Source organism: Streptomyces sp. NPDC047061 (genome assembly GCF_040643955.1).
Classification (GTDB): domain Bacteria; phylum Actinomycetota; class Actinomycetes; order Streptomycetales; family Streptomycetaceae; genus Streptomyces.
This window is the reverse complement of the sequence record NZ_JBEYVI010000025.1, coordinates 62249-88223: the sequence shown is the minus strand read 5'-3', so window position 1 is coordinate 88223 and position 25975 is coordinate 62249. Positions and strand designations below refer to the sequence as shown.

Below are 25975 nucleotides of genomic sequence, written 5' to 3'. Positions count from 1 at the left end.
CCGGCGCGGGTACGCGCGCTCGGTCCGGAAACGGGTTTGCGGGACAGCGCCCCTGGCAATGTAGGCTGTCGACTCGTCTCGGGTGCGTAGCTCAGTGGTAGAGCGCCTGCCTTACAAGCAGGATGTCGGCGGTTCGAAACCGTCCGCGCCCACGTGATCAGAGGACCCCGGCCGCCGCGGCCGGGGTCCTCTTCTGTTCTCAGTCCGTCTCGTGGGCGTGCTTGAGGCGGCTTCGGGCGTCCATGCGGTCCGGGGCCGTGACCTCCGCCCAGAAGCGGTGGCCGCTGACGAAGACCGCGAGTTCGTGCTCGCGGCGGCGCAGCTTCTCCACCTCCGCCTGTTCGTCCTCGGTCCAGCCCGGGGAGGCGGGGCGCTCCACCTTGCGCCAGCCGCCCTCGTCGCTGAATCCGTCCAGCGGCTCGACCGACCAGGGAAGCCGCTTCAGCAGGGCCGACAGCTCGGCCCGGACCTGATGCAGCTCCTCCTGACCGGCGAGGAGGTCACTCGGAAAGTCATAGGTCGCAGCCACGCGGTAATGGTACGCCTGTTCGATTTTAGGTGGCGAGTTTGTTCGCGTGGTTCATGTGTTCGATGCGCGGCACCGTCCGACCACGTTGTCACCCCGCTCCGCCCGTGAGGCCGATCAGCGGCGCCACCAGGCAACTCCCGGAGACCAGCCCCTGCAGCGCCGCCGTGCCCCCTGGCGGTCGCCGTCCCGTGGCTGCTGAGCCGGGTGCGGACCGAGGACGCGCTCATGGCCGGCCGGTTCGGCGCCGCCTACGACGCCTACCGCGCCCGCGTCCCGGCACTCATACCGTGGACGCGTCCGACAGGGGTCCGTGCCCGCCACGGTGACGCGAGCGGCAGCCCAGGGGCGTAGGCGGGAGACTCCGCTACGGCCGGTACGGCACGAAGCGGACGGTGAGGTACGCCTCGCCCGGGCCCGGGGCACGGTTCCAGGGGCGGGTGCGGAGGGTGTGCAGGCGGCCTCGGGTGAGGGCGAACCGCGGTAGGTGGACGCCGAGTTCGGTCGTGAGGGCCTCGAGGGTGCGGCGCTCGTGCCGCCGGTGCTCGTCGGGTCCGTCCGGCGGGAAGCGGAGGGACTCCGGGACCGGACCCCGGTGCTCGGTCATGGTGCCGCGGGCGGTGAAGCCGTACCGTTCCTCGCCGTTCTCGGCCACGGACAGGAAGAGGATGCCAGGGCGCTGGTCACGTGGCGGCTCGCTCCACACCGTGACCGTGCGGGTGCCCCGGGAGGCGGCCAGGCCAGGGGAGACGAAGCGCCGTTCGTCGAAGCTGCCGCCCGGCCGCGCCTCGAACGCGAAGCTCCAGCCGGGGCCCGCCCGGCCGACGGCGGTCAGTGCCGTGTCCGCCCAGGGAGGGACGCTCTCGGCGGCGCGGAAACGCATCCGGGCGTCCCGCGGTGTCGCCAGGGCGTTGAGGGTGGCGCATCCGTCATCGGTGGCGGTGACGAGGGACGGCAGCCGGGGCGGTGCCACGGCCTCCACGAGGAGGAAGCGGTACGAGGTCAGGAAGGTGCCGGGGCTTTCGTCGGCCAGCCAGGCCAGACCCGGGGGGTCCAGGTCGGCGGTGGGCGGCGGGGCGGCGCCCGGCTGTCCGGCACGGGGCGTGGCGAGGAGTTCCCGGCCGCGGTCGGGTGTGATCAGGGGGCCGAGGAGCGGGTCGGCGAGCAGGCCGACCGGGGCGAGGTGCTCGGGGCCGAGTGGGCGCCAGTCGGGCAGGGCCGCGCGCAGGGTGTGCCAGGCCGCGTCCGTGTCGCCCCAGCGGGCCAGTTCCCGGGCCTCCTCGACGGCTCGGCCGAAGGGGTCGTCGGCGGTGTATCGGTAGGTGCCTTCCCGTATGTGCCGCAGGGCGTCGGCCGCTGCCTCGCGTATTGCCTCGGAGGCACCCGGCAGGTCGTGGGCCGCCAGGTCGCCGTCCCGGCGCATGCGGGCGTGTTCGGCCGCCAATACGGGCACGATCTCCGGGGCGTACTCCGGGTCGGCCGTTAGGCCGCGGAAGGAGACCAGGTACGTCTCCCCGAGCAGCCGGCGGATCTGGTCGTGGAGCCCCGGCGCGCGTGGCCTGCCGAAGGCGACCGCGTCCGCGAGGGTCGTCGCCGCCTGCTCGTACCTGCCGCCCAGGGCGTCCAGCCGCGCGGCTGTCACGGACGCGTCCAGGGCCCGTGTCGTCGTGTTGTCGAACACCGGCCCGCCCCGCTCCGAGTGGCTCACCGCCAGGTGGTGGAACTGGCGGTACATCGCCTCCATGAAGGTACGGAACGAGCCGTACCGCGTCGGTACGTCTCCGTGCCACGGCGCCCACGTGTACACGGCCCACTCACCCGCCTCGTCCACGTCCCCAGGGTCCAGCAGGACGTAGACGGCATCCGACTCGACGTCCAGCTGCAGTGCCCGCCCCCACATCCCGGCGAGGAGCTCGTCCTCGGGGGTGGGGTCGTCGTCCAGTTCCCCGGGGAAGTCCTCGGACAGGCCCGCCGCGTCCTCGTGCGGGCGGACCTGGCCGGTACCGGCGAGCACCCAGATGAAACCGCCCGCGTTCCGCCAGCCGTCACTCACCGTGAGGAATGTCCGGTACGACGGCGGCAGCCGGTGACCGAGCCGCTCCTCCAGGGCCTGTATCCGGTCCTCCGGCGCGGGCGGGAACCCCAGCCAGCGCGTCCGCATCGGTTCGTCGTCCCGCGCCGGCCTGTCCCCGTCCTGCGCGTCCGCCCACTCCTGGCTCCACCGCACCAGGAGCGACCGCCAGTCGCCGCTCGTGTCCGTCATGCCGGTGATCCTGTCAGCCGCCACTGACAACGCCCGGGGGTGAAGACTGAGAAGCTGGAGGGCACGATCGGGTTCCCGCCGGGCGGGAGAACGGAGCAGGGAGTACAGGATGAGCGGGCAGCGGCAGGCGGCGTTCGTGAAGGTGTGCGGGCTCACCCAGGAGCAGCAGATCGACTGGGCCGTCGAGTTGGGGTACGACGCCGTCGGGATCGTGGTGACCCCGAAGAGCAAGCGGTACTGCCCGCCCGAGCGGGCGGTGGCGCTCGCGGACCATGCCCGGGGACGGATCCCCGTCTTCGCCGTGGCCCTGACCCACGCCGAGACGGCCGCCGTCGCCGACCACTTCGACGTCATCCAGATCTACGAGACGGCCGACATCCCGAACCTCGCCCTCGCCTCCGGCACCCCGCCCGAGAAGCCGGAGGCGCTCCAGTACTTCTTCTATGACGCCAGCGCCGGCAGCGGCGTGTTCGCGGACATCCCCGACTGGGTCGGGGATGTACCGGGGAGGGTGGTGATCGCCGGTGGCCTCGACGAGCACAACGTCGCCGGTGTCATCGAGGCGTTCGGGCCCTACGGCGTGGATGTCTCCAGCGGCGTCGAGACCGCGCCGGGGGTCAAGAGCCGCGAGAAGATGGCCGCCTTCGTCGCCGCCGCCCGGACCCCCGGGCGTGCCCCTGGGCGCGGCAGCCGCTAGCTTCCGGCCTCGCGCAGCTCCCTGACGATGCGGGCCGTCACCGGCACCGGTACGCCGTGCCGGTCCGCCGCCCGCAGCAACGCGCCCCCGATCGCGTCGAGTTCGAGCGGGCGGCCGGCCTCCGCGTCGCGTTGCATCGAGGACTTGGCGGCGGGCGGGAAGGCGTCGTACCGGGCCAGTGCCCGGGCCGGGTCGACGGGGGCGCCGCAGGCACGGCTGACCGCCGCCGTCTCCGCGACGAGGGACGCCAGTTCCTCGCGGTGCCGGGTGCGGGCCTCGCCGAGGGGGAGGGCGTAGCGGGTGGTGAGGAGGGCGAACGGGGCGAGGAACGCCATCTTCGCCCAGAGCGTGGTGGTTTCGTCGTCCAGGACGCGGGTGGTCGGGCCCGCGGCGGTGAGGGCTTCGGCGAGGGACTCCAGGCGGGGGTGGGGGACCTTGGCGCCGGCCAGGTCGATCTCCGTGAAGGGGCTGCTGTGTTCGACCTGGCCGGGGGCCGTGCGGGTCGACTCGACGCGGATCACGGACGGGGCCACGCGGTCGGGGGCGTAGCGGGCGCGCAGCAGTGCGGGGTGTTCCACGCCGTTCAGGAACGGTACGAGGAGGGCGTCGCCGAGGGCCGCGGGCGGGATCCGGGTGAGGGCCGCGTCCAGGGCGGTGGCCTTGACGGTGACGAGGCAGGCGTCGACCGGTTCGCGCAGGGCCGTGTCGGCCTCGACGGGGGCCGTGAAGTCGCCGAACTGGGGGCTGCGGACGTGGATGCCGGTGGTACGGAGCGTGTGTGCCGTCTCCTCGCCCGCGAGGCAGAGGACGCGGTGGCCGGAGCGGGAGAGCAGGGCGGCGAGGAGGCCGCCGACGCCGCCGGGGCCGAGGACGGCGACGGTGAGGGTGGGGGTGGGGTGAGGGGTGGGGGCGTTCGGCGTGGCCGGGCTGTTCGGGTCGGCCGGGCCGGCGGGGCTGTTCGGCATGGAGTGGTCCTCTCGTCGGTCGGCCCCGGGAACGGTGGCCGCCTCTGGAAGATCCTCGCAGGAAGGAGGGGGTCTGCGGGAGACTGGGGACATGTGCCGGAGTATCAAGACCCTGCGTCCGCCCCAGTTGGCCGAGGAGGCCACGGAGGACGAGATCCGTGCTGCCGCGTTGCAGTACGTGCGGAAGGTGTCCGGGTTCCGGGCGCCGGCCGCGCACAACCGGGAGGTGTTCGAGCGGGCGGTGGACGCGGTCGCCGAGGCCACCGCCGCGTTGTTGGGGGGACTGGAGGTGCGGGGGCAGACGGCCGTGGGTGGGAGCTGAGGGGGCGGGGACGCTCACCGGCGCTTGCGGGGTGGGCGCGGCGCGGTGCGGTTCGGCGCGGTTCGGATTCAGCCTGATCTTGCAAGGAACCCCGGGTCTTCAGACCCGGGAGGAATTGCACCCTGAGCCGGGCGGCGCGGAGCGCCGCCGCATCGCTCCTGGGTGTTCGGCCGCGGAGCGGCCGGGTGTCGCTCTGGGGGCTGGTGCCTACGCGAAGGGTTCACCTGGTCGGGTGAACAAGGTGGAACGTGCGATGGGTGATCGTATGTGTGTGTACGTTGAGTGATCGTGAAACTCGTCGTGCAGGTGAAACTCGTCCCGGATGCCGCGCAGGCGCCGTTGGTCGAGCGGACCCTGCGCGCGGCGAACGAGGCGGCCACCTGGGTGTCGGCGGTCTCGTTCGAGCATTTCGGCCTCAAGGGCTCGGTGCGGGAGCTGCGCGGGCTGTGTTACGGCGAGCTGAAGGCCCGCGGGTTCGGGGCGCAGGCCGCGCAGCACGTCATCAAGCGGGTCGCCGACGCGTATGCGACGCTGCGGGCGAACATCAGGGCCGGGAACCTCGGTCCCGAGGGATCCCGGCGCCGCCGCAAGGCGGAGTCCAAACCGGTCGTCTTCCGCTCGGACGCGGCGCACACCTACGACGACCGCTGCCTGTCGTGGAACTACGACGCGCGGACCGTGTCGATCTGGACCCTGGACGGCCGGATCAAGAACGTACGGTTCGCGTGTTCCCCCGGCGCGCTCAAGCAACTTGCCGAGTCTCGCAAGGGCGAGACAGACCTGACAGCACGGGACGGGAAACTGTTCCTGGTCGCCACCATCGACCTGGCCGAGCCGGAAGTGTTCGCGCCGAAGGGCTTCATCGGCGTGGACCGGGGCATCACCAACCTCGCCACCACCTCCGACGGCGACAACCACTCCGGCCACCGCCTCGGGCGGTACCGGCGCTGGCAGGCCCGCAAGAAGGCAGAGATCCAGGCCAAGCGCACACGATCCTCGAAACAGCTTCTCCATAAGCGTGCGCGCCGCGAGTCACGGCACGCCACCCACGTCAACCACAAGATCGCCAAGACTGTCGTTGCTGTCGCCCAACGCACCGGACGCGGTATCGCCCTGGAAGAACTGGGCGGTATCCGCGAGCGGGTCACGGTTCCGCGCGACCAGCGAGCACGCCAGTCCTCCTGGCCGTTCCACCAGCTCGGCGCGTTCCTCGCCTACAAGGCGAAGCGTGCCGGGGTGCCGTTCATCGAGGTGGACCCGGCCTACACCTCGCAGCGCTGCCCGCGCTGCGGCCACACCGAGCGCGCCAACCGGCGCACCCGGGACCATTTTCACTGTCGTCGGTGCGGCCTCGCTGGGCCGGCCGACCACGTCGCCGGGGCCAACATCGCCAAACGCGGGGCCACGGCGTGGGTATTCGTCAACATGCCCGACCCGGTCCCCGCCTGAGCGGGGACCGGTAGATGTGACCCGTGACCGCCCTGTCGTAGGGGGCAGTCGGGAGCATAAACAAAGCCGTACCGAACCGGGCCGACAAGCTCGGTCGTTCACGGCCGAGTAGTTGACGCAGGGCGTCTTCGCATCAGGTACCCCGCGCCCGCTCCCGCGCCGAACAGGGCTGCCACCGACACCGCCGTCGCCAGCCAGGTTCCGCCCAGCCACTGGGCGCCGAGCCAGCCGAGGGCGACGCTGTAGACCGCCCAGGTCAGGCCCGCGAGGGCGGACCAGGGGAGGAAGTCGCGGACGCTGCGGTGGGTGGCGCCGGCGCCGAGGGAGACGATCGAGCGGCCGGCCGGGGCGAAGCGGGCCAGCACCACCAGTGCGCCGCCGCCTCGGGACAGGGCGTCGCCGAGACGTTCCTGCGCGCGGCTCAGCCGCCGGGAGCGGGCGATCGCGCGGTCCAGGCGGGCGCCGCCGCGCCGGGCCAGCCGGTAGGCGACCAGGTCGCCGAGGACCGACGCGGTGGTCGCGCAGAGGGTCAGCGCCAGGAAGTCCGGCAGGACGTGCGGCGGGACCTGTCCGGCCGACGCTCCGGAACCGGCCGCCGCTGCCGTGGCCGCGGTGATGACCAGCACGCCGCTCGGCAGGACCGGCAGGAACACATCAAGGAGTACGGAGAGGGCCACCATGGCGTATATCCATGGCCCGGCCTCCAGCGACCCCATGCTTTCCCACACGACGGTTCCCCCGCGATTGTCCTGATGCGCCCCCCGACGACAGCCATACAGCGTACGCGGGGGGTGTGACAGGAGTGTCACGGGGGCTTCGTATGTTCGGCAAAGGGTTATCGGCGGTGGGTCAGGCATGTGTCATGCGGTGTCATGGGGTGTCATGCGGTGTCGCGCGGTGTCATGTGTCGTCCTGTGCTGTCATACGGTGACCGGTGTGTGCCGTTCGGCCGCCGTCGGGCGTTCCGGGGCCGCCCCCGGCCGTGATCGCGGCTCCGCCGCGGCCGTCCGCAGTACCGCCCGGGCGATCGCGTCGGCGTCGGACAGGGTCACCGAGTCCACGCCCGGCCGGGCCCCCGCCGCGGTCACCCAGTGCACCCCCTCCGTGGGCACCCCGAAGGCGAACCGCCGTGCGTGCGGGCGGCCGTGACGGCCGACGACGCGGTACGGGCGGGGTGTCACGTCGATGCCGCCGGTCTCGTGGCCGTCCGCCACGTGCGGGCGGCACGCGCCCACGCGGAGCAGCCCGGCCAGCAGCGCGTCGGCGGTGCGGCGCAGGTCCGGCTCGGGGAGGCGGGCCTCGACGAGGGTGGTCACCCGGACCGCCGAGCCGGGTACGGCGGGGGAGCGGGCCACCCAGGCGCCGTCCCCGGGGCCCACCTCCAGCCCTGGGCCCAGCACGTCCACCACGCCTGCCGCCAGCAGCGCGGCGAGCTCCTCGACACGGCGGCGGGGCGGGCCGATGGAGAGGAAGGCGTTGAGCGGGGTGTACCAGCCGTCCAGGTGGGCCCGCCGGGAGGCACCGGCCAGGCCGCCGTGGTCGACGATCAGCCGTATCTCGTTGCGCAGGTCGCGCAGCACGTCCAGGGCGGCCTTGAGCGGGCCCCGCACATTGCCGAGGGCGGCCTGTGCCGCGTCCTCGCGCAGGTACCCCAGGAGCCAGGTCCGCCACTGCTCGGGACCGGTGAACTCCCGGTCCCCGTACGGGTGCTGGAGGCGCTCCCAGGACCAGCGGTCCGGCTCCGGCACGCCGTGCGCGTCGAGTACGGCCGTCTCCGCGTGCTCGCCGTCGGCCGCGAGGAAGCGCCCGGGGAACTCCGGGTCGCCGGTCAGGGCCGCGTAGTAGACCGTCTCCACCTCCTTCGCGACCAGCGGCCAGATCTCCGTGAGGAAGTCGGGCGCCGCGCCGGAGTCCGCGCGTTTGCGGAAGCCCGCGATCACCTCGGGGGTGAGCAGGAGCGGGGTGTGGCGGCCGTACGGGCCCTTGGCGTTGTCGCCGCGTGCCTGGTACGGGACGCCGCGCCGGGAGCCCGCGTACAGGCGGGGCTCGCGGCCGGAGGGGGTGTAGCGGAGGGTGCCGTCGGGGGTGCGGGTGAAACGGCCGCCCCGGCCGGTGGTCAGCAGGGCCAGGTGGTCGAAGAAGTTGAGGCCCAGGCCGCGCAGCAGTACCGGCTCGCCGGGCGCGAGCGGGGCGAGGTCGACGTCGGCGGGGTTGGCGGGCGGGATGTGCCGCAGGCCGTGCCGGGCGGCGTGGGCGGAGAGCCGGCGTTGCCCGGCGGACGCCGTCGCCGGGAGGTGGCCCTGGGTCAGCACCACCGCCGCCAGGCCGGGCAGCGTGCGGCCGTCGTCGAGGGTGAGGGTCTGGCGGCCGTCGGGGGCGTCGTCGAGCCGTACGGCGCGGGCGCGGTGCGTCTCGACGCGGACCGCCGCCGGTGCCCGGGAGACCGTCCGCGCGAACACCCACTCCAGGTAGCGGCCGTAGTGGGCGCGGGTCGGGTAGTCGTCGGGGCCCAGCGCACCGGCCGTCCACGCGTGCAGGCTGGGGCCGGGCAGGACGGGACCCGCGCAGTCCACGCTGTCGTCGGTGAACAGGGTGACCTGGCTCGCCACGGTGTTCATCAGCAGCTGCGCCGACTGCGTCGTACGCCAGACCCGGCCGGGGCCCGGTGGCGCCGGGTCGATCACATGGACCGTGAGTCGCCGTCCCGGGGGCAGCAGTTCGGGGGCGGAGGCGCAGAGGCGTTCCAGGACGCTGGTGCCGCGGGGGCCGGCGCCGACCAGGGCGACGGAGACCGGCCGGGGCTCCTGGACCGGTTCCTGGGCGGGCTCGTGGGGGGAGGAGGACAAAGACGTGACTCCCGGGCGGGTGGGGGCGCAGGGCAGGAACACCGCCCGCACGGGATCGGGAAGCGGACGGTCCGCCTCATCATGCCGTCGCGGTTAACAGTTGCCAACGCGGCCCCCACGCGCCCCAGTTGTCCCTCAATTCCCCCTCATGGGGTGGTGAGGACGGACTCCTCCACGGTCTCCAGGGTCCCGTTCCGCCGGGCCCGTTCCAGCCGCAGCCGGGCCGAACGGCCGTGCAGCGTCAGCGTCATGAGCTGGTTGCCGAACCACGGTCCGCCCTTCCTCCGCCAGGTCACCGGCGGCCGTGTACAGCGCCCGTGCCGGGCGAACCGCCGTCCGAGGAACCGGGCGAAGGCGCTCCAGCCGAACCGGAAGCCGGCCCGGATCGTCGACGGCACGGAGTTGTGGACGGGGGAGCAGGTGAGTTGCAGCACACGGGAGTCGGGTGCGGACCCGGCGGGCCACGCGGGCTCGGCGACGTACGCGTGATGGACGTCTCCGGAGAGCACGCAGATGGAGGCGGGCGCCCCGGGCCCGGAGCCGGTCCGGGCGAGCAGGGCGGCCAGCTCGGCGAAGGACGCCGGGAAGGCCGCCCAGTGCTCCAGGTCGGCCGCGCGGCGCAGCCGTTCCCCGAACCTCGCCCAGCGGGGCCCGCGTTCGCCCCGGCACAGTGCCGCGTCCCAGGTCTCGACGTCGTGTATGAGGTGCGGCAGCAACCAGGGCAGCGAGGTGCCGACCAGGAGGTGGTCGTACGACTCCCGTCCGTCCAGAGCCTGTTCGCGCAGCCACTGGGCCTCGCCGGGGTCGAGCATGGCCCGGCTCTGCTCGTCCAGCACCCGCGCCGCCCGGGTGTCCACCATCAGCAGCCGCACCCGCCCGAGGTCACGCCGGTAACTCCACCGCACCGAGGCCGGATCGGCGTCGGCCTCGGCGGCGAAGGCGCGCAACTCCTCCGTGCCGTCCGGTGAGTCGCACACGGCGGCGTACAGGGGGTCGGCGGCCAGCTCGGCCAGGGAGAGGTTGCCCAGGTGCTGGTGGACCCAGTACGACATCAGCCCGCTCAGCAGCCGCTCCTGCCACCAGGGGGTGGCGCGCAGGTCGGCCAGCCAGGCCGCGGAGGTGTTCCAGTCGTCGATGACGTCGTGGTCGTCGAAGATCATGCAACTGGGCACGGTGGAGAGCAGCCAGCGCACCTCCGGGTCCAGCCAGGACTCGTAGTAGAGGCGGGTGTACTCCTCGTAGTCCGCGACCTCGGCGCCGGGCGGGTCGGCGAGTCCGCGGCGGGCGGCCAGCCAGCGCCGGGTGGCCGCGGAGGTCTCGTCGGCGTACACCTGGTCGCCCAACAGCAGCAGCACGTCCGGCCGTCGGCCGCCGGCGGCGATGCGCGCGGCGAGGCTGTCCAGGGCGTCCGGGCCGACCGGGTCGTGGCCGTCGGCGGGCGGCGCCGCCCAGCGGCAGGAGCCGAAGACGACGTCCAGGCTGTCGCCCTCGGTCCGGGTACGGATCACCGAGGGAGGGAAACGGGAGTCGGGCAGCGGCCACACGTGCGTGCCGTCCAGGAGGACGTCGTACGTCGGTGACGTCCCCGGTGTCAGACCGGTGACCGGGACCAGGGCGTAGTGGTGGCCGGCCACCTGGAAGGTGCGCGCGGTGCCGCCCGCGCCGTCCGGGCAGCGGACCTCGGCGGTACACGGACGGCTCGCCTCGACCCAGACGGTCGCCGACGAGCCGTCGGTGTACCTCAGCAGCGGTCCCAGGCGCAGTCCGGCCACGATCGCCCCGCTCTCTTCCTCGGTCGGTTCGCCTCCGTCGCCCCGTACGGTACGGAACGACGGAGGCCGGCGGGGAGGTTCCGACGCCGGAAAGAGAGCCGGAGAGAGCCGGAGAGAGAGCCGGAAGGAGAGCCGTGGTGAGGGCGGTGCGTGGCCGGAACGCGGGGGAAGCGGGACCGCGCGACGGTCGGCCGGTTCAGCAGGCGGACAGGTAGCTGGTGAGCGCGCTCTTCTCGGCGGAGTCCACGGAGAGGCCGTAGTAGTACTTCACCTGGACCCAGGCGCGGACGTAGGTGCAGCGGTAGGAGGTGAGGGACGGCATCCACGTGGCCGGGTCCTGGTCGCCCTTGGACTGGTTCACGTTGTCCGTGACGGCGAGGAGCTGCGGGCGGGTGACGTCGTTGGCGAAGGCCTCGCGCTGGGCGGTGGTCCAGTTGCGGGCACCGGAGTCCCAGGCCTCGGCCAGCGGCACGAGGTGGTCGATGTCGACGTCGGAGGCGGCGGTCCAGGTGGCGCCGTCGTAGGGGGAGTACCAGCTGCCGCTGGTGGCGGTGCAGGCGGAGTTGGTGACGACGTTCGTACCGTCGCGCTTGAGGATCCACTCACGGGTGTTGCAGGTGCCGCTGATGGTGTCCCAGGTCGGGAACAGGTCGCGCTCGTAGCCGGTCCTGACCTCGGTCGCCACGGTGAGGGAGGCGAGGTAGGTGCGGGCGGTGGAGGCGCTGACCGGGGTGGGCAGGGCGGCGGAGGCGCTCGGGGAGTTGAACAGTGCGGCGGAGGCTATGAGTCCGGTGAAGGCCGCGAGTATGCTGAGCCGTCGACGCGCGTAGAACTTCGGCATGCGAACTCCCTTGTGGGGTGGGGGTGTTGGAGCGCGAGCGAGGGAATGCTCGCGCTGCCGTGTTGCCGATGGGTGAGCATTCGGTAAGAAGTTAGTGACGTGTTCATGACACGACAAGGTGTGCGACGTGACTCACAGGTGGGGGCGGCGGCCTTGGGATCGGTGGCGTGCTCACGTAGTCTTGGCGGCGTTGAAGGGGAGTAGCTCTTCGCCGGACCGTCGACATACTGCTCAGCTCGTCTGAGCCGGCGCCCGGAGGCGGACCTCGGCCATCTCGGTCAGGGACGCCAGCGAGACCTTCGGCAAGCAGTGCACGCCTGTGTCGTACGGCACGGGTGACCTTGTGCGCTGCCGTGCCGAGGTGATCGTCTGCGAAGTGCGGTGCTCTCGGTGGGGTGGCCCCGACCGATTGAGGACCCTTGATCAGCATCACCGTGACGGCGCTCGTCTTCGGCGTCATCTTCCTCGCCGAGCTGCCCGACAAGACCGCGCTCGCCGGCCTCGTCCTGGGCACGCGCTACCGGGCGTCGTACGTCTTCGCCGGTGTCGCCGCGGCCTTCCTGCTGCATGTCGTGCTCGCCGTCGCGGCCGGCAGTGTCCTGACCCTGCTCCCGCAGCAGATCGTGCACGCGCTGACCGGTGTGCTCTTCCTCGGCGGCGCGGCCGTGCTGCTGCTGAAGAAGGACGAGGAGGAAGAGGAGATCCGCAAGCCGGCCGACCAGTCCTTCTGGAAGGTCGCCGGCACCGGGTTCATGCTCATCCTGGTCGCCGAGTTCGGGGACCTCACGCAGATCATGACCGCGAACCTCGCGGCCCGCTACGACGACCCGATCTCCGTCGGCCTCGGCGCGGTGCTCGGCCTGTGGGCGGTGGCCGGACTCGGCATCGTCGGCGGCAAGGCGCTGATGAAGAAGGTGCCGCTGCGGCTGATCACGCAGATCGCGGCGGTGCTGATGCTGGCGCTGGGCGTGTGGAGCCTGTGGGAGGCGGTCGCGGGCTGAGCCGGCCGCGGCTGGGACGTGCCCCGGCCGTGTCCCGGTCGAGCTCTGGCCGGGCGGGGCTCCCTGTGGCTGTGCCCCGGCCTGCCGCGTGCGCCTGGGCTGTCGGCGCGCTGCGGCCCCGTGCCGGCGTTTCCGGCATGGTTCCCGCACGCTGCGATCCGTTCCGGCGTTTCCGGCGTGCTGCGACCCGTTCCGGCGTGCTGTGGCCCGGTCCGGTGTGATCGGCCGAGCTGAAGACTCGGTGAACGGTCGGCGAAGGCGGTGGCGGGATCGGCGTTCTGTTTTGTACCGTGGGGAAACAAAGTGGCTCCCGCCCGTTTTCCCTGACCGGCGGGCGGGGCCGCCTTGTTCTTCCCGGCCTGCTTTCGGCCTGTGCACTAGGAGCTGCCCGATGACGGCCACCGTCCTCACCGCCCGCGCCCTCCTGCTCGACATGGACGGCACCCTCGTCAACTCCGACGCCGTCGTGGAACGCATCTGGCGGCGCTGGTCCGAGCGGCACGGGCTGGACGGCGACGAGGTCATGAAGGTCGTCCACGGGCGCCAGGGGCATGCGTCCATGGCGGTGCTGCTGCCGGACCGGCCGGTGAAGCAGAACCTCGCGGACAACGCACGGATGCTGGCGGAGGAGACCGCCGACATGGACGGCGTGGTGGAGATCCCGGGCGCCGCGGCCTTCCTCGCGTCCCTGGCGGGGCTGCCGCACGCGCTCGTGACCTCGGCGGACGTGGCACTGTCGACGGCACGGATGGCCGCGGCCGGGCTGCCGATGCCGGCGGTGCGGGTGACCGCGGAGTCGGTGGGTGCCAGCAAGCCGGACCCCGAGGGCTTTCTGAAGGGGGCGGCGGAGCTGGGGGTCGCTCCGGCGGACTGTGTGGTGTTCGAGGACTCGGGCGCGGGGATCGCGGCGGGGCGGGCGGCCGGGATGCGGGTCGTGGGCGTCGGGGCGCGGGCCGGGGTGCACGGGCCGGACGTGGTGGTGCGGGACCTTACCGGGGTGAGGGTGGAAGCGGTGGCGGACGGCTCGCTCCGGGTGCACGTCGGCGTGGCCTGAGGCCGGGGGGTGGGGACGCTTACCGGCGCTTGCCGGGTGCCTCCCCCAGCCTTCGGCCGGGGGGACCCCCAGCGCCCACCCGTGCCGCCCTGCGGCACGCCTGCCCGCAGCTAGGGAACTACAGGCGCCCCGTAAGGGGCGCGGGGAACTGCGCGCTCAGCCCCCACCGGCCGGCGGCCGACCGACGGCGGTCACCCCCCTCCCGGCCCCCACCCACCTGCACCGTTCGAACGATCCGTACCCCCCGTGCGTACCGTCGGTAGACAGACGGTGGCTGTCCGGAACGGGCGCAGGAACCATGCCCTCCGCTATACCGTCTGTAGTCGGTGATCCACACACAGGCGGAGGGCATCGGTTCATGATCGGCCAGCGGAGACCTCGCCGACGCACACGCTTGCTCGCGGTCCTCCTCATCCTCGCCGGCATCCAGCTCGGCTGGCTCGCCGCCCCCGCCTTCGCCTGCGCCTGCGGCGCCCTCGTCCCCGACGCCGCCCAGCAGGTCACCGTCGGCCGCGAGGAATCCGTACTGCGCTGGGACGGCACCCGCGAACAGATCGTGATGCGTCTGACGGTGGACGGCGACGCCGACGCCGTCGGCTGGATCATGCCCGTCCCGCACCGCGCCACCGTCGCCCTCGCCGACCCGGCCCTCTTCGACCAGCTGCACACCCTCACCGCCCCGGTGCACCGGACCCGCTCCCACTTCTGGCCCGAGGACGGCGACTGGCCCCTCACCACCGGCGACGACACCTCCACCGGCCCGCCCGGCGCCGGTGCCACCGCCCCCGGCGTCGGCGTCGTCGACCGCCAGCGGCTCGGCCCGTTCGACGTGGCCCAGCTGACCGCCACCGACTCCGGCGCCCTCGGCGGCTGGCTGCGCAGCAACGGCTTCCCCTTCCCGGCCCGCCTGAACACCGCGCTCCGGTCCTACGTCGCGGACCACTGGGAGTACGTCGCGGTCAGACTCGCCCCCGAGACCGCGGACACCGCACTGCGCGGCGCCCTCGACCCGCTCCACCTCGCCTTCGCCAGCGAACGCCCCGTCTACCCGATGCGGCTGTCCCGGCTCGCGGCCACCCCGCAGTCGCTGGGCCTGTACGTCCTCGCCGCGCACCGCATGGAGCCGCGCTCGGCGATCGGCGGCGATCCCCCGCGGGTCGTCTACGCCGGCCGTCTGAGCCGCCCCACCGGCGAGCTGGCCGAGCTGGCCGCCGGCGCCCCGTACCTGACGGCGATCGGCCAGGAGTTCCCGTACCCGTCCCGGATCTCCGCCGACCACGTGCTGCGGCAGGCGTCCTCGGACACCCCGTTCCAGCAGGTGATCTACGAGGACCGGCTGCGCGAGGTGGCCGGGATGCCGGCGTGGCTGCTGACGGTCGGCGGCACGCTGCTGCTGGTCGTCGCGGTCACGTCCCTGGCGGTCGTACGGCGCTCCCGCCGCCCGTCCCCGCCGCCCCCGCCGGTCGAGCCGCCGCCCCCGCCGTCGTACCCGCCGACGCCCCCTGCGCCGATCGGCTGAGTTCCGTCCGGCACCGGGGCGGTGGATCACCGGCGCGCCCACTGCCTCAGTAGTGCTATCCAGGTAGCTGTCACCGGACAGCCATCTGCATAGGCGAAAGGCAGCGGACGCATGAGCGGCACTCAGCTCTGGGACGACGTCGACTTCTACTTCACCAGCCACCTGTCACCGGACGACGAGGCGCTCCAGGCGGCCCTGCGGGAAAGCGAGGCGAACGAGCTCCCGCACGTCAACGTCACCGCCAACCAGGGCAAACTGCTCCAGCTCCTCGCACAGATCCAGGATGCCCGGAACATCCTGGAGATCGGCACCCTCGGCGGCTACAGCACCATCTGGCTGGCCCGCGCCCTGCCCGCCGACGGCAGGCTGATCTCGCTGGAGTACAGCGCCCGGCACGCCGAGATCGCCGTTCGCAACATCGCCCGGGCGGGCCTGGAGAAGATCGTCGAGGTGCGGGTCGGCCCCGCCCTGGAGTCGCTGCCCAATCTCGCCGACGAGAACCCGGCCCCCTTCGACCTGGTCTTCATCGACGCCGACAAGGCCAACAACCCGCACTACGTGGAGTGGGCGCTGCGGCTCACCCGCACCGGCAGCCTGATCGTCATCGACAACGTGGTGCGCGGCGGCCGGGTCGTCGACGCGGAGAGCGCCGAACCGGACGTGGTCGGCACCCGCGCCGCGATCGAGCTGATCGCCGCCCACCCGAGGCTGACCGGCACGGCGATCCAGACGGTCGGCAGCAAGGGCTACGACGGCTTCGCACTGGCGCGGGTCCTCGACTGACCCGGCCGGGTCACCGCGAGGGCGTGGCTCAACCCTCGTGGTAGAAGCCCACGTTGACGCTGCGCGGGGCGGTGCGGTCCCGGACGACGATCTCGCCGGAGCCGCCCCGGGGCAGCGCGACGGTCCCGCCGTACGTGATGGCCTGGGCGTACTCCCCGACCTTCAGCAGCACCTCGGAGGACGGTTCGGGCTGGGAGCCGCGCAGCCAGGTGACCTGCCAGCCGCCCTCGGGCCCGCACAGGAACTCCAGGTGCACCCGGGAGACGAACAGCCAGTCGTCGGGCGTGGCGAGCCGGCAGACGGAGGCGTCGCGGCCCACCCGCAGCACGGCGCCCGGGTCGCTCGGCGCGTCGGCCATGAGCATTCCGGCCGTCTCGCCCGCTTCTCCGGACACGGAGGCCATGGTGAGTTCGAGCACGTGCGTTCCCCCTGCGCGGTTTCCTGAATCCTTACTGGATCTCCGGCGCATGATAAAACGCCCGGCCGGGCCGCGTCCGGCACAATGGAGTCATGACCGAGCGAAAGCCACCCGGGGTACCGTTCGAGTCCTGGGTCGACAAGCAGATCGGGGACGCGCAGCGGCGCGGCGAGTTCGACCAACTTCCGGGCCTGGGCGAACCGTTGCCCGCCGGCCTGGACTCGTCGTACGACGAAATGTGGTGGATCAAAAGGAAGATGGCCCGTGAGGGCCTGGCGATGCTGCCGCCGACGCTCGCCCTGCGCAAGGAGGCCGAGGACGCGCTGGCGGCCGCCTACACGGCACCTTCGGAGCGGATCGTCCGCAGGATCATCGAGGACGTCAACGTCAGGATCCGCGACATGATGTTCAAGCCGCCGCCCGGCCCACCGCTGGGCAAGAAGCCGTACGACGTCGAGGAGGTCGTACGCGAGTGGCGGGAGCGCCGGGCGGCGGCCGAGGCGGCCACGGCGGAACCGGAACCGGACGCCCACGGCTGAGCTGCCCCCCGGCCACGCATATCCGGTTGCACGGGCGGGTCAAGTCCCCCTGGGATTACGGTCCATGACCTCGACCTCCTGGACGATCACCCCGGAACCGCCGGACTCCGCCGCCGCCCGCGCCCTGTGGCGGGCCTACTACACGGAGGTCAGCGACCGCTGGTACCTGCTCCACGAGGGCCGTCGCACCGACCCGGCCGAGCTGGAGCGGGAGATCGCCGCCCGCCCGGGCGCCGAACTGGCCCCGCCCACCGGACGGTTGCTTGTCGCGCGGTACGACGGTGAGCCGGCCGGCAGCGCGGGGGTACGGCTCCTGGACCCGGCCACCGCCGAACTCACCCGGGTCTTCGTGCACGAGGGGCTGCGCGGCCGGGGCGGCGCAGCGCTCCTCGTCACGGCGGCCGAGGACGCGGCCCGTGCCCTGGGAGCCGCGCGGATCCTGCTGGACACCCGCACCGACCTCGTGGAGGCCCGCGCCCTCTACGCGCGGCTCGGCTACACGGAGACCGGGCCGCACAACGACGACGTCTACGCCGGGCACTGGTTCCGCAAGGAACTCGTCAGCTGATCCGCCGTGCCGCCGGGTGCTGCGGCTGCTCGCGTTCGGTGCCGCACAGCTCGTCGGTCAGCTCCCGGACCAGGCGGTCCAGGTCGGTCGGCCGGTCCGGGGTCCACCAGTCGCCGAGGAGTTCGGCCAGGGACTCCTCGCGGGCCCTGGCGAGCCGTTCGGCGACTTCCCGGCCCTGGCCGGTGAGGGTCAGGTCGAGGCCCAGGCGGTCGGCGAGATGCCGCTCCTCCAGCTGGCGGGCCCCCGCCAGGACGATGGTCATCGGGACCGGGCCGCGCTCGGCGAGCCTGCCCGGCTCCACCGAGCCGTAGCGGCGGATCCGCAGCAGCAGCCAGCCGGACGCCGGCAGCAGGTCCTGGTACCCGGCCCGTTCGTTTGTCTTCCGGTAGACCTCCCGGCGCCCCTCCCGGGTGCCGAGCAGGGACAGCGCCCGGGAGCACTCGTCGTAGGACGACCGCTGGACCGGGTTGGGCGGGATGGTCTCGGACGCGTCCGGCGCGGTGACCGAGCCGCGCAGCCGGTCCTCCTTGAGGAACCAGGCGAGGACGAAGCCGAGGAGGGCGACCGGGGCGGCGTACAGGAACACGTCGGTGATCGAGGACGCGTACGCGTGCAGGGCCGCCGGGCGCAGCGCGGGCGGCAGGGCGGCGATGCCCCGCGGGTCGGCCTTGAGGGTGTCCGGGGTGGCGCCGGGCGGGAGCCGGACGCCCCGGAAGGCGTCGGTGAGCTTGTCGGCGAGCCGGCTCGCGAAGACGGAACCGAAGACGGCGACGCCGAAGGAGGCCCCGATCGAGCGGAAGAAGGTCGCGCCGGAGGTGGCGACGCCGAGGTCCTCGTACGACACGGAGTTCTGCACGATCAGCACCAGTACCTGCATGACCAGCCCGAGGCCCAGGCCGAAGACGAAGAAGCAGCCGCTCATCGCGGCGGTCGAGCTGTGCTCGTCGAGCCGGTGCAGGAGCAGCAGCCCGAGGGTGGTCACACCGGTGCCGGCGACCGGGAACACCTTCCAGCGCCCGGTACGGCTGACGATCTGCCCGGAGATCGTCGACGACAGCAGCAGGCCGATCACCATCGGCAGCATGTGCACGCCCGACAGGGTCGGCGAGATGCCCTGCACGACCTGGAGGAAGGTCGGCAGATAGGTCATCGCGCCGAACATCGCGAACCCGACGATGAAGCTGATCACGGCGGCGAGGGTGAAGGTGCGGATGCCGAAGAGCTTGAGCGGGAGCACGGGTTCGGCGGCCCTCCGCTCGACGGCCACGAAGGCGACGGCGAGGACGACCCCGAGGACCGCGAGCCCGATGATCTGCGGCGAGCCCCACGCCCAGGTCGTCCCGCCCAGCGAGGCCACCAGCACCAGGCAGGTGGCGACGGCGGCGATCAGGAAGGTGCCGAGGTAGTCGATGACGTGGTGGGCGCTCCGGCGCGGGATGTGCAGTGCGGCGGCGATCACGGCGAGCGCGACGACGCCGACGGGCAGGTTGACGTAGAACACCCAGCGCCAGCTCAGCTGCTCGGTGAGCAGTCCGCCGAGCAGCGGCCCGAGCACGCTGGTCGTGCCGAACACGGCGCCGAACAGCCCCTGGTAGCGCCCGCGGTCGCGGGGCGGCACGATGTCCCCGACGATCGCCATCGACAGCACCATGAGCCCGCCGCCGCCCAGCCCCTGCAGGGCGCGGAAGCCGATCAGCTCGCCCATGTCCTGGGCCATCCCGCACAGCGCCGACCCGACGAGGAAGATCACGATCGCGAGCTGGAAGAGCCGCTTGCGCCCGTACTGGTCGCCGAGCTTGCCCCACAGCGGGGTGGCGGCGGTGGAGGCCAGCAGGTAGGCGGTGACCACCCAGGAAAGGTGTTCGAGCCCGCCGAGGTCGCTGACGATGGTCGGCAGGGCCGTCGACACGATCGTCTGGTCCAGCGCGGCCAGCAGCAGCCCGAGCAGCAGCGCGCCGATCGGGACCAGCACATTGCCGGGTACGCGTTCCGCGTCCTTCGCCGGGGTGTGCGTCGTTTCCAGGGCCATGGAGACCTCCCGGGGCTTTCGGCCATCTTCCATCGTGGACGGTGTCACCCGGTATGGCCCGTCGAGTCCGCTTCAGGACCTGTGACACGGGAGGGAGACGGGAGGTTTCGGCGAACGTACGTGTGGACGCTCTGCATAATCTGTGGAGTTCGTGAGGGGAGGGAGGAACGCCGTGACGGATACCACCGGGGGCCATCAGTGCCCGGAGTGCGGGACGCCCAAGGGGCCGGACGGCTCCCCCTCCTGCGACTGCAACCAGCGCGCCTCCGACGCCCTGCGCGACGCGCGCACGGCCGAACAGGCGGCCGCGGAGGACTTCGACCCGCTGCGGATACGGCCGTACGTCGCCATCGCGGGCGACACGGACCCGGACGCCGGTGCCTACGCCGACGGCGACGGCGGGGAGACCGCGCCGCTGCCGGTGGCGGCGGGGCCGCCGGTTGTGCCGGTCGCGGCCGAGGCGACCGTGCCGTTGCGGGCGGTGCCCGCCGACGCCCTCGACGCGGTGCCACAAGCGCCGGAAGCTCCTCGCCGGCGTCCCCGGTGGGCCCTGCTCCTGGCGGTCGCCGGGGCGGTGGCCGGGATCCTGGCCGTGGCGGGGTTCGCGAGCGGGATGTTCGCCCGCGCGACGCCGACGCGGGACCGGGCGGCACCGGCGGACGTACGGCAGAGCGTCCCGGACGTGACCCCGAGCACGGCGTCACCCTCGGCCGCGGCGCCGGTGACGTCGCGGGGATCCGCGCCCTCCTCCTCGGCGCCGTCCGGGTCCGCGAGCCCCAGCGCGTCGCACTCCCCGTCCCCCGCGCCGTCGAGTGCCGCCCCGTCCCGGACCGCCTCCCGCTCGGCCACACCGACCGAGTCCGCGTCGACGACGGGTGCGGCGGCCTCCGCGCAGCCCACCTCGCCCCCGGTCCTCCGCCCCGGCGACACCGGGGCGGAGGTGACGGAACTCCAGCAGCGGCTGGCCCAGCTGAACCTCTACACGGGGAAGGCCGACGGCCACTACGACAGCACGACCGAGGACGCGGTGCGGACGTACCAGCTGGCGCGGGGGATCCTGACCGACGAGCCGGGGGTGTACGGAACGGCCACCCGTACGGCACTGGAGTCGGAGACGACGGAACCGTAGGGGATGCGCCCACAGAAGCGCCCCGAAGGGGCGCTGGGGGTACCCCCGGCCGAAGGCTGGGGGAGGAACTGCGCGACCAGCCCCCACACACCCGCAGCCGTCCACGACCGCAACCGCTTCTATCGGGGCGCTTCCACCGACGGTGCTGAACCGGGCAGGGGCTGTCCTGCCGTCTCCGCCATGCGCCAGGCCGCGAAGCCGCCGATCACTGCCGCGGCCATCATGTAGTACGCGGGCATCATCAGGTTCCCCGTCGCTCCGATCAGGGCCGTCACCGCCAGCGGCGTCGTGCCGCCGAACAGGGAGACCGAGATGTTGAAGCCGATCGACAGGGAGCCGTAGCGGACCCGGGTCGGGAAGAGGGCCGGGAGGGCGGCCGGCATCGCCGCCGTGAAGCAGACCAGGAGGAGGCCCAGGGCGCCCATGCCGAGGCCGACCGCGAGCAGGCTGCCCTGGCGGATCAGGAGGACGGCGGGGACGGAGAGGGCCAGGAAGCCCGCGCAGCCCGCCGCGATCACCGGGCGGCGGCCGACGCGGTCGGTCAGGGCTCCGGCGAACGGCTGGACGACCATCATCAGCGCCATCACGCCGAGGACGACCAGCAGGCCGTGCGTCTCGTCGTACTTCAGCTCACTGGTGAGATAGCTGGGCATGTACGACAGCAGCATGTAGTCCGTGACGTTGAAGACCAGGACCAGGGCCATGCACAGGAGCAGGGCCCGCCACTGGCCGGTGATCATCTCGCGCAGGGGGACCTTCGGGCGGGACCGCTCGGACTTCTCCACCTCGGCCGCGAACGCCGGGGTCTCCTCCAGGCGCATCCGCAGGTAGAGGCCGATGATGCCCATCGGGCCCGCGATCAGGAACGGGATCCGCCAGCCCCAGGACGTCAGGTCGTCGGAGGAGAGCAGCGCGGTCATCAGGGTCACCAGGCCGGCGCCGCCGATGTAGCCGGCCAGCGTGCCGAACTCCAGCCAGCTGCCGAAGAAGCCGCGCTTCTTGTCCGGCGCGTACTCGGCGATGAACGTGGACGCGCCCGCGTACTCGCCGCCGGTGGAGAAGCCCTGCACCAGCCGGGCGGCCAGGAGGAGCAGCGGGGCGCCGACGCCGATCGTCGCGTAGGACGGGATCAGGCCGATCGCGAAGGTGCCCGCCGCCATCATGATCATGGTCACGGCGAGGACCTTCTGGCGGCCCACGCGGTCGCCGAGCGGTCCGAAGACCATGCCGCCGAGCGGGCGGACCAGGAAGGCCGCGGCGAAGGCGCCGAACGTGGACAGCAGCTGGGCGGTCGGGCTGCCGGACGGGAAGAAGACCTTGCCCAGGGTCACCGCGATGTAGCTGTAGACGCCGAAGTCGAACCACTCCATGGCGTTGCCGAGCGCGGCCGCCTTCACGGCGCGCCTCACCAGCGCGGGGTCGGTGACGGTGGGGGCCGGACCGGGGGCGGTGGCTGTGCGGGGGGACGGGATGACGGCTGTGGCGGTCGCCAAAACGGGGCTCGCCTACCTTTCGTGGGGGACAGGGGGGTGCGGCCCGTACGGCGGCGGACGAGCCGGAAAGTGACGATAGGAGTACTTGGGGGCGTTACGTCACGTACGCGTTTACCTGCACAGTGCAGCCAAACGCGCTGTGCGCAGGGACGTCTGCCCGCTCCCGCGGCCGTATGCGGGCCGCGCACTGTGATCCTTGTCGCGCTCCGTGGAGGCGACCCCACCCCTCGCGCACTGTCGTCTTCCGGACAAAAGACGGGCGGACGTCAGGTGACGAGGGGGTTGCCTGCGTCTCTGTCCAGAGGCGGTGGGAGCCTCTTAGGGTTCTCAGAACGATGCGCGGGACGGGGCGGGAGGCCGGCGGGGCGTGGCGAACGTGGAGCACGGAGGACGGCAGGGGGAGGCTTTCGGCGGGGCGGAGGCCGGAGCGCGGTTCAGAATGGCCCGGCTCGGCCTGTGGGCGGTGGCCGCGATCCTCGCCGTACGGCAGGTGGCCGCCGTCCTCAGCACCCCGAGCGGGGAACGGCTGACGGACCTGGAGACCTGGGTCGGCCCGGACGGCGTGCTGCACGTCAAGGGCTCCCTGTACGACTCGACGCAGTTCACCGGCACCCCCTTCGGCGGGCTCGTGCTCAAGCCGCTCACCAGAGCCGCCGAGCAGGCCCTCGGCTGGGGCTGGACCTTCGGCACGCTGCTGCTGGTGGTCGCCCTCGGCCTGGTCGCCGCCCGGGCGCTGCCCCAGCCGGCGAGCCGCCGCACCTCGCTGCTGGCCGCGCCGGTCGCGATCAGCCTGCTGATGCTGTCGCTGCCGGTCCGCAACACCCTCTGGCTCGGCCAGACCAGCATCATCCCGGTCCTGCTCGTCCTGCTCGGCTGCTTCGCCGCCCGCGGGCAGCGCGACAGCGGGGTGTGCATCGGCCTGGCCGCCGCCCTCCAGCCGGCCCTGCTGCTGTTCGCCCCGCTGCTGTGGTTCACCGGCCGCCGCCGGGCCGCCCTCGCCACCGGCGCGACCTTCGCCGCCTGCACGGTGCTGGCCTGGGCGGCGATGCCGCACGACTCGTACACCTACTGGGTCCACCACATGGCCGGCGTCGGCCTCGGCGGCGAGGCCGACGCGCTCGCCAACCAGTCGCTGCACGGTGCCCTGCTGCGGTTCGGGCTGAGCGGCCCGCTGGAGATCGTCCTGTTCCTGGCGCTCGCCGCGGCCGTGGCCGTCCTCGCGCTGCGCCGGGCGGTGCGCTACGCCCGCGACGGGCAGCTGCTGCTCGCGGTCGCGATCACCGGCTGCGCGGTGGTGGCGGTGTCGCCCGCCGCCTGGCAGCACCAGCTGCTGTGGGTGCTGCTCGCGGTGGTCGGCCGGGCCGGGCGGCGCGCCGCGGACCGGCCGGTGTGGCCGGTGGTGGTCGTCCTCGTGATGACGCTGCCCGCCAAGGCGATGCTGCCGAACCAGTCGCTCTTCGTGCCCGTGCGCGACAACACGATCCTGCTCGCCGCCCTGGCCGCGGCCACGGTCGTCCCCTTCCTGTCCCGCAGCGCCCCGGAGTTCCTGCGGCCGATCCCGACGGACTACGCGGAGCCGGTCCCGGCCCGCTTCCGGCAGGTCCCGCTGGCCGCGTCCCTGCGCCGGGTGCTGACCCGCCCCAACCTCTTCCTCGAACTGGTCGCGATGCGGCTGGTCTACTTCGCCTACCAGCAGATCCGGCTCGCCGCCGCCGGGGACGGGACCGGCACGTCCGGGCGGGCCCGGGCCGAGCGCCACGGGCACCAGATCCACGACATCGAGCGGTTCCTGCACATCGACATCGAGCACTGGGCCAACCACACCGTGTACGGCATCGGCTGGCTGCGGAGCTTCCTCGACTTCTACTACGAGTCCTTCCACTTCGTCGTCCCGCTGACCGTCCTCGCCGTCCTCTACGTCCGCCGCCCGGTCGACTACCGCTGGGCGCGCACCGCCCTCGGCTTCGCCACCGGGTTCGCCCTGATCGGCTTCTGGCTCTACCCGCTGGCCCCGCCCCGCCTGATGCCGGGCCTCGGGATCATCGACACCGTGCACGGCCCGCAGGACTTCGCCAAGCCGGACTACGGCACGCTCACCCAGCTGACCAACCAGTACGCGGCGATGCCCTCGCTGCACTTCGGCTGGTCCCTGTGGTGCGGGATCGTCATCGCCGTCGTCGCCCCGAAGTGGTGGCTCAAGGCCTTCGGCCTGATCCACCCCCTCCTCACGGTGTCGGCGATCATCGGCACCGGCAACCACTGGGTCCTGGACGCGGTGGGCGGCGCGGCGGTGGTCGGCGCGGGCTTCGGGGTGGGGTATCTGTTGCAGGGGCCGCGGGCCCTGCGGGGGGCGGGGGCCGACAGGGGGGACCGGGAGCCGGTGACGGTGCTGGCTCCCGGGTGATGCGTCGTCGTTCGGCCGCGGCGCCGTCGTGGCTGGTCGCGCAGTTCCCCGCGCCCCTTTCGGGGCGCTGAACTTCGGGGCGTTTCTCAGAGGCGCTGGATGATCGTCCCGGTTGCCAGGGCGCCGCCCGCGCACATCGTGATGAGGGCGAACTCCTTGTCGGTGCGTTCCAGTTCGTGCAGGGCGGTGGTGATCAGGCGGGCGCCGGTGGCCCCCACCGGATGGCCGAGGGCGATCGCGCCGCCGTTGACGTTGACCTTGTCCAGGTTCTGCTCGAAGACCCGGGCCCAGCTGAGCACCACGGACGCGAACGCCTCGTTGATCTCGACGAGGTCGATGTCCTTGAGGGTCATGCCGGCCTTGCCGAGGACGGCGCGGGTCGCGTCGATCGGGCCGTCGAGGTGGAAGTGCGGGTCGGCGCCGACCAGGGCCTGGGCGACGATCCGGGCCCGGGGGCGGAGCTTGAGGGCGCGGGCCATCCGCTTGGACGCCCACATGATGGCGGCGGCGCCGTCGGAGATCTGGGAGGAGTTGCCGGCCGTGTGGACCGCCGTCGGCATCACCGGCTTCAGGCCCGCCAGCGCCTCCGCCGACGTGTCGCGCAGCCCCTCGTCCCGGTCTACCAGGCGCCACATGCCCTGCCCCGCGTGCTGTTCCTCCTCCGTCGTCGGCACCTGGACGGCGAAGGACTCCCGCTTGAAGCGTTCCTCGGCCCAGGCGTGCGCCGCCCGCTCCTGCGAGAGCAGCCCGAGCGCGTCGACGTCCTGCCTGGTCAGGCCCCGGTTGCGGGCGATGCGCTCGGCGGCCTCGAACTGGTTGGGCAGGTCGACGTTCCACTCGTCGGGGAACGGCTTGCCCGGACCGTGCTTGGAGCCCGAGCCCAGCGGCACCCGCGACATCGCCTCGACCCCGCAGCTGATCCCGACGTCGACGACCCCGGCGGCGATCATGTTGGCGGTCATGTGCGAGGCCTGCTGCGAGGAGCCGCACTGGCAGTCGACGGTGGTGGCCGCGGTCTCGTACGGCAGTCCCATGGTCAGCCAGGCCGTGCGCGCGGGGTTCATGGACTGCTCGCCGGCGTGGGTCACCGTGCCGCCGACGATCTGCTCGACCGCGTCGGCGGGAATGCCGGTACGGCCGAGGAGTTCACGGTAGGTCTCGCCCAGGAGGTAGGCGGGATGCAGGTTGGCGAGCGCGCCGCCGCGCTTGCCGATGGGGGTGCGTACGGCTTCGACGATCACGGGTTCCGCGGCCATGGGGGCTCGGTCCTCTCCTCGGTCACCCGCGCGGCGCAGGGGCGTCCCGGCCCGGCCCGCCACGCAGAACTAGAACGCGTACTAGTTCTGCGTGCAGTCTG

At 72.8% G+C, this 25975-nt stretch carries 22 protein-coding genes and 1 tRNA gene; 12 read left to right on the top strand and 11 right to left on the bottom strand.

Annotation, left to right across the window (positions count from 1 at the left end; genetic code table 11):
* Positions 1–80 precede the first annotated feature (80 nt).
* Positions 81–152, top strand: a tRNA-Val gene (locus ABZ887_RS30685).
* Between the two features lie 47 nt (positions 153–199).
* Here ABZ887_RS30685 and ABZ887_RS30680 read toward each other — a convergent pair.
* On the bottom strand, positions 200–529 hold the full coding sequence (locus tag ABZ887_RS30680; protein WP_293997776.1) for a hypothetical protein: 330 nt from the start codon (positions 527–529) through the stop codon (positions 200–202).
* A gap of 364 nt (positions 530–893) precedes the next feature.
* Positions 894–2789 (bottom strand): SMI1/KNR4 family protein, encoded by a 1896-nt coding sequence (locus ABZ887_RS30675; protein ID WP_361296110.1) that lies wholly within the window; start codon positions 2787–2789, stop codon positions 894–896.
* A 109-nt stretch (positions 2790–2898) separates the two neighbouring features.
* Here ABZ887_RS30675 and ABZ887_RS30670 point away from each other — a divergent pair, with 109 nt between their 5' ends.
* Positions 2899–3486 carry a hypothetical protein gene (locus ABZ887_RS30670; RefSeq protein ID WP_361296107.1) on the top strand — a complete coding sequence of 196 codons (588 nt, stop codon included), beginning with the start codon at positions 2899–2901 and terminating at the stop codon, positions 3484–3486.
* On the opposite strand, the gene ABZ887_RS30665 is transcribed toward ABZ887_RS30670, so the two are convergent.
* The gene (locus ABZ887_RS30665; RefSeq protein WP_361296104.1) at positions 3483–4451 is read right to left on the bottom strand and encodes a 2-dehydropantoate 2-reductase; all 969 of its coding nucleotides are present in this window, start codon (positions 4449–4451) and stop codon (positions 3483–3485) included. The genes ABZ887_RS30670 and ABZ887_RS30665 overlap by 4 nt on opposite strands.
* Positions 4452–4542: 91 nt before the next feature.
* On the opposite strand from ABZ887_RS30665, the gene ABZ887_RS30660 reads away from it, so the two are divergent.
* Both ABZ887_RS30660 and ABZ887_RS30655 read left to right on the top strand, forming a co-directional pair.
* Positions 4543–4773, top strand: a complete 231-nt coding sequence (locus tag ABZ887_RS30660) for a DUF2277 domain-containing protein (protein ID WP_361296101.1) — start codon at positions 4543–4545, stop codon at positions 4771–4773.
* Positions 4774–5061: 288 nt separating this feature from the next.
* Complete coding sequence (locus ABZ887_RS30655) at positions 5062–6222, top strand: transposase (RefSeq protein WP_361296098.1); 1161 nt, start codon at positions 5062–5064, stop codon at positions 6220–6222.
* A gap of 98 nt (positions 6223–6320) precedes the next feature.
* Here ABZ887_RS30655 and ABZ887_RS30650 read toward each other — a convergent pair whose 3' ends face one another.
* From ABZ887_RS30650 to ABZ887_RS30635, 4 genes are all read right to left on the bottom strand, one after another.
* Positions 6321–6950: a VTT domain-containing protein gene (locus ABZ887_RS30650; RefSeq protein WP_361296095.1), complete on the bottom strand. Its 630-nt coding sequence runs from the start codon at positions 6948–6950 to the stop codon at positions 6321–6323.
* 192 nt (positions 6951–7142) lie between these two features.
* Positions 7143–9068, bottom strand: coding sequence for an FAD/NAD(P)-binding protein (locus tag ABZ887_RS30645; protein WP_361296092.1), 1926 nt, complete (start codon positions 9066–9068; stop codon positions 7143–7145).
* Between the two features lie 146 nt (positions 9069–9214).
* Entirely contained in the window at positions 9215–10840 is a 1626-nt protein-coding gene (locus ABZ887_RS30640; protein ID WP_361296089.1) for an alkaline phosphatase D family protein, read from the bottom strand.
* Positions 10841–11036: 196 nt separating this feature from the next.
* A complete protein-coding gene (locus tag ABZ887_RS30635) occupies positions 11037–11681 on the bottom strand; it encodes an HNH endonuclease family protein (protein ID WP_361296086.1) in 645 nt (214 codons plus the stop codon).
* Positions 11682–12100: 419 nt separating this feature from the next.
* On the opposite strand from ABZ887_RS30635, the gene ABZ887_RS30630 reads away from it, so the two are divergent.
* From ABZ887_RS30630 to ABZ887_RS30615, 4 genes are all read left to right on the top strand, one after another.
* On the top strand, positions 12101–12682 hold the full coding sequence (locus ABZ887_RS30630) for a TMEM165/GDT1 family protein (protein ID WP_361296083.1): 582 nt from the start codon (positions 12101–12103) through the stop codon (positions 12680–12682).
* 391 nt (positions 12683–13073) lie between these two features.
* On the top strand, positions 13074–13736 hold the full coding sequence (locus ABZ887_RS30625; RefSeq protein WP_361296080.1) for an HAD-IA family hydrolase: 663 nt from the start codon (positions 13074–13076) through the stop codon (positions 13734–13736).
* A 394-nt stretch (positions 13737–14130) separates the two neighbouring features.
* The gene (locus ABZ887_RS30620) at positions 14131–15255 is read left to right on the top strand and encodes a DUF2330 domain-containing protein (protein WP_361296077.1); all 1125 of its coding nucleotides are present in this window, start codon (positions 14131–14133) and stop codon (positions 15253–15255) included.
* A gap of 111 nt (positions 15256–15366) precedes the next feature.
* Positions 15367–16038, top strand: coding sequence for an O-methyltransferase (locus ABZ887_RS30615; RefSeq protein WP_361296074.1), 672 nt, complete (start codon positions 15367–15369; stop codon positions 16036–16038).
* 28 nt (positions 16039–16066) lie between these two features.
* On the opposite strand, the gene ABZ887_RS30610 is transcribed toward ABZ887_RS30615, so the two are convergent.
* A complete protein-coding gene (locus ABZ887_RS30610) occupies positions 16067–16456 on the bottom strand; it encodes a hypothetical protein (RefSeq protein WP_361296071.1) in 390 nt (129 codons plus the stop codon).
* Between the two features lie 92 nt (positions 16457–16548).
* Here ABZ887_RS30610 and ABZ887_RS30605 point away from each other — a divergent pair, with 92 nt between their 5' ends.
* Both ABZ887_RS30605 and ABZ887_RS30600 read left to right on the top strand, forming a co-directional pair.
* On the top strand, positions 16549–16995 hold the full coding sequence (locus ABZ887_RS30605; RefSeq protein ID WP_361296068.1) for a DUF1992 domain-containing protein: 447 nt from the start codon (positions 16549–16551) through the stop codon (positions 16993–16995).
* Between the two features lie 64 nt (positions 16996–17059).
* Entirely contained in the window at positions 17060–17563 is a 504-nt protein-coding gene (locus ABZ887_RS30600) for a GNAT family N-acetyltransferase (RefSeq protein ID WP_361296065.1), read from the top strand.
* On the opposite strand, the gene ABZ887_RS30595 is transcribed toward ABZ887_RS30600, so the two are convergent.
* The gene (locus tag ABZ887_RS30595) at positions 17556–19592 is read right to left on the bottom strand and encodes an MDR family MFS transporter (protein WP_361296062.1); all 2037 of its coding nucleotides are present in this window, start codon (positions 19590–19592) and stop codon (positions 17556–17558) included. The genes ABZ887_RS30600 and ABZ887_RS30595 overlap by 8 nt on opposite strands.
* A gap of 172 nt (positions 19593–19764) precedes the next feature.
* Between ABZ887_RS30595 and ABZ887_RS30590 the strand changes: the two genes are divergently transcribed.
* Entirely contained in the window at positions 19765–20721 is a 957-nt protein-coding gene (locus ABZ887_RS30590) for a peptidoglycan-binding protein (protein ID WP_361296059.1), read from the top strand.
* 119 nt (positions 20722–20840) lie between these two features.
* On the opposite strand, the gene proP is transcribed toward ABZ887_RS30590, so the two are convergent.
* Positions 20841–22193, bottom strand: a complete 1353-nt coding sequence (proP, locus tag ABZ887_RS30585; protein ID WP_361296336.1) for a glycine betaine/L-proline transporter ProP — start codon at positions 22191–22193, stop codon at positions 20841–20843.
* Positions 22194–22581: 388 nt separating this feature from the next.
* Between proP and ABZ887_RS30580 the strand changes: the two genes are divergently transcribed.
* The gene (locus tag ABZ887_RS30580) at positions 22582–24618 is read left to right on the top strand and encodes a bifunctional glycosyltransferase 87/phosphatase PAP2 family protein (protein WP_361296056.1); all 2037 of its coding nucleotides are present in this window, start codon (positions 22582–22584) and stop codon (positions 24616–24618) included.
* Positions 24619–24704: 86 nt separating this feature from the next.
* On the opposite strand, the gene ABZ887_RS30575 is transcribed toward ABZ887_RS30580, so the two are convergent.
* A complete protein-coding gene (locus ABZ887_RS30575; protein WP_361296054.1) occupies positions 24705–25874 on the bottom strand; it encodes a steroid 3-ketoacyl-CoA thiolase in 1170 nt (389 codons plus the stop codon).
* Positions 25875–25975 lie beyond the last annotated feature (101 nt).

Bases quoted from the DNA above. Each gene is read 5' to 3' on its own strand.
- ABZ887_RS30615 (WP_361296074.1), top strand. From the start codon at position 15,367: ATGAGCGGCACTCAGCTCTGGGACGACGTCGACTTCTACTTCACCAGC.
- ABZ887_RS30665 (WP_361296104.1), bottom strand. From the start codon at position 4,451: ATGCCGAACAGCCCCGCCGGCCCGGCCGACCCGAACAGCCCGGCCACG.
- ABZ887_RS30605 (WP_361296068.1), top strand. From the start codon at position 16,549: ATGACCGAGCGAAAGCCACCCGGGGTACCGTTCGAGTCCTGGGTCGAC.
- ABZ887_RS30660 (WP_361296101.1), top strand. From the start codon at position 4,543: ATGTGCCGGAGTATCAAGACCCTGCGTCCGCCCCAGTTGGCCGAGGAG.
- ABZ887_RS30670 (WP_361296107.1), top strand. From the start codon at position 2,899: ATGAGCGGGCAGCGGCAGGCGGCGTTCGTGAAGGTGTGCGGGCTCACC.
- ABZ887_RS30595 (WP_361296062.1), bottom strand. From the start codon at position 19,592: ATGGCCCTGGAAACGACGCACACCCCGGCGAAGGACGCGGAACGCGTA.
- ABZ887_RS30635 (WP_361296086.1), bottom strand. From the start codon at position 11,681: ATGCCGAAGTTCTACGCGCGTCGACGGCTCAGCATACTCGCGGCCTTC.
- ABZ887_RS30600 (WP_361296065.1), top strand. From the start codon at position 17,060: ATGACCTCGACCTCCTGGACGATCACCCCGGAACCGCCGGACTCCGCC.
- ABZ887_RS30625 (WP_361296080.1), top strand. From the start codon at position 13,074: ATGACGGCCACCGTCCTCACCGCCCGCGCCCTCCTGCTCGACATGGAC.
- ABZ887_RS30575 (WP_361296054.1), bottom strand. From the start codon at position 25,874: ATGGCCGCGGAACCCGTGATCGTCGAAGCCGTACGCACCCCCATCGGC.
- ABZ887_RS30675 (WP_361296110.1), bottom strand. From the start codon at position 2,789: ATGACGGACACGAGCGGCGACTGGCGGTCGCTCCTGGTGCGGTGGAGC.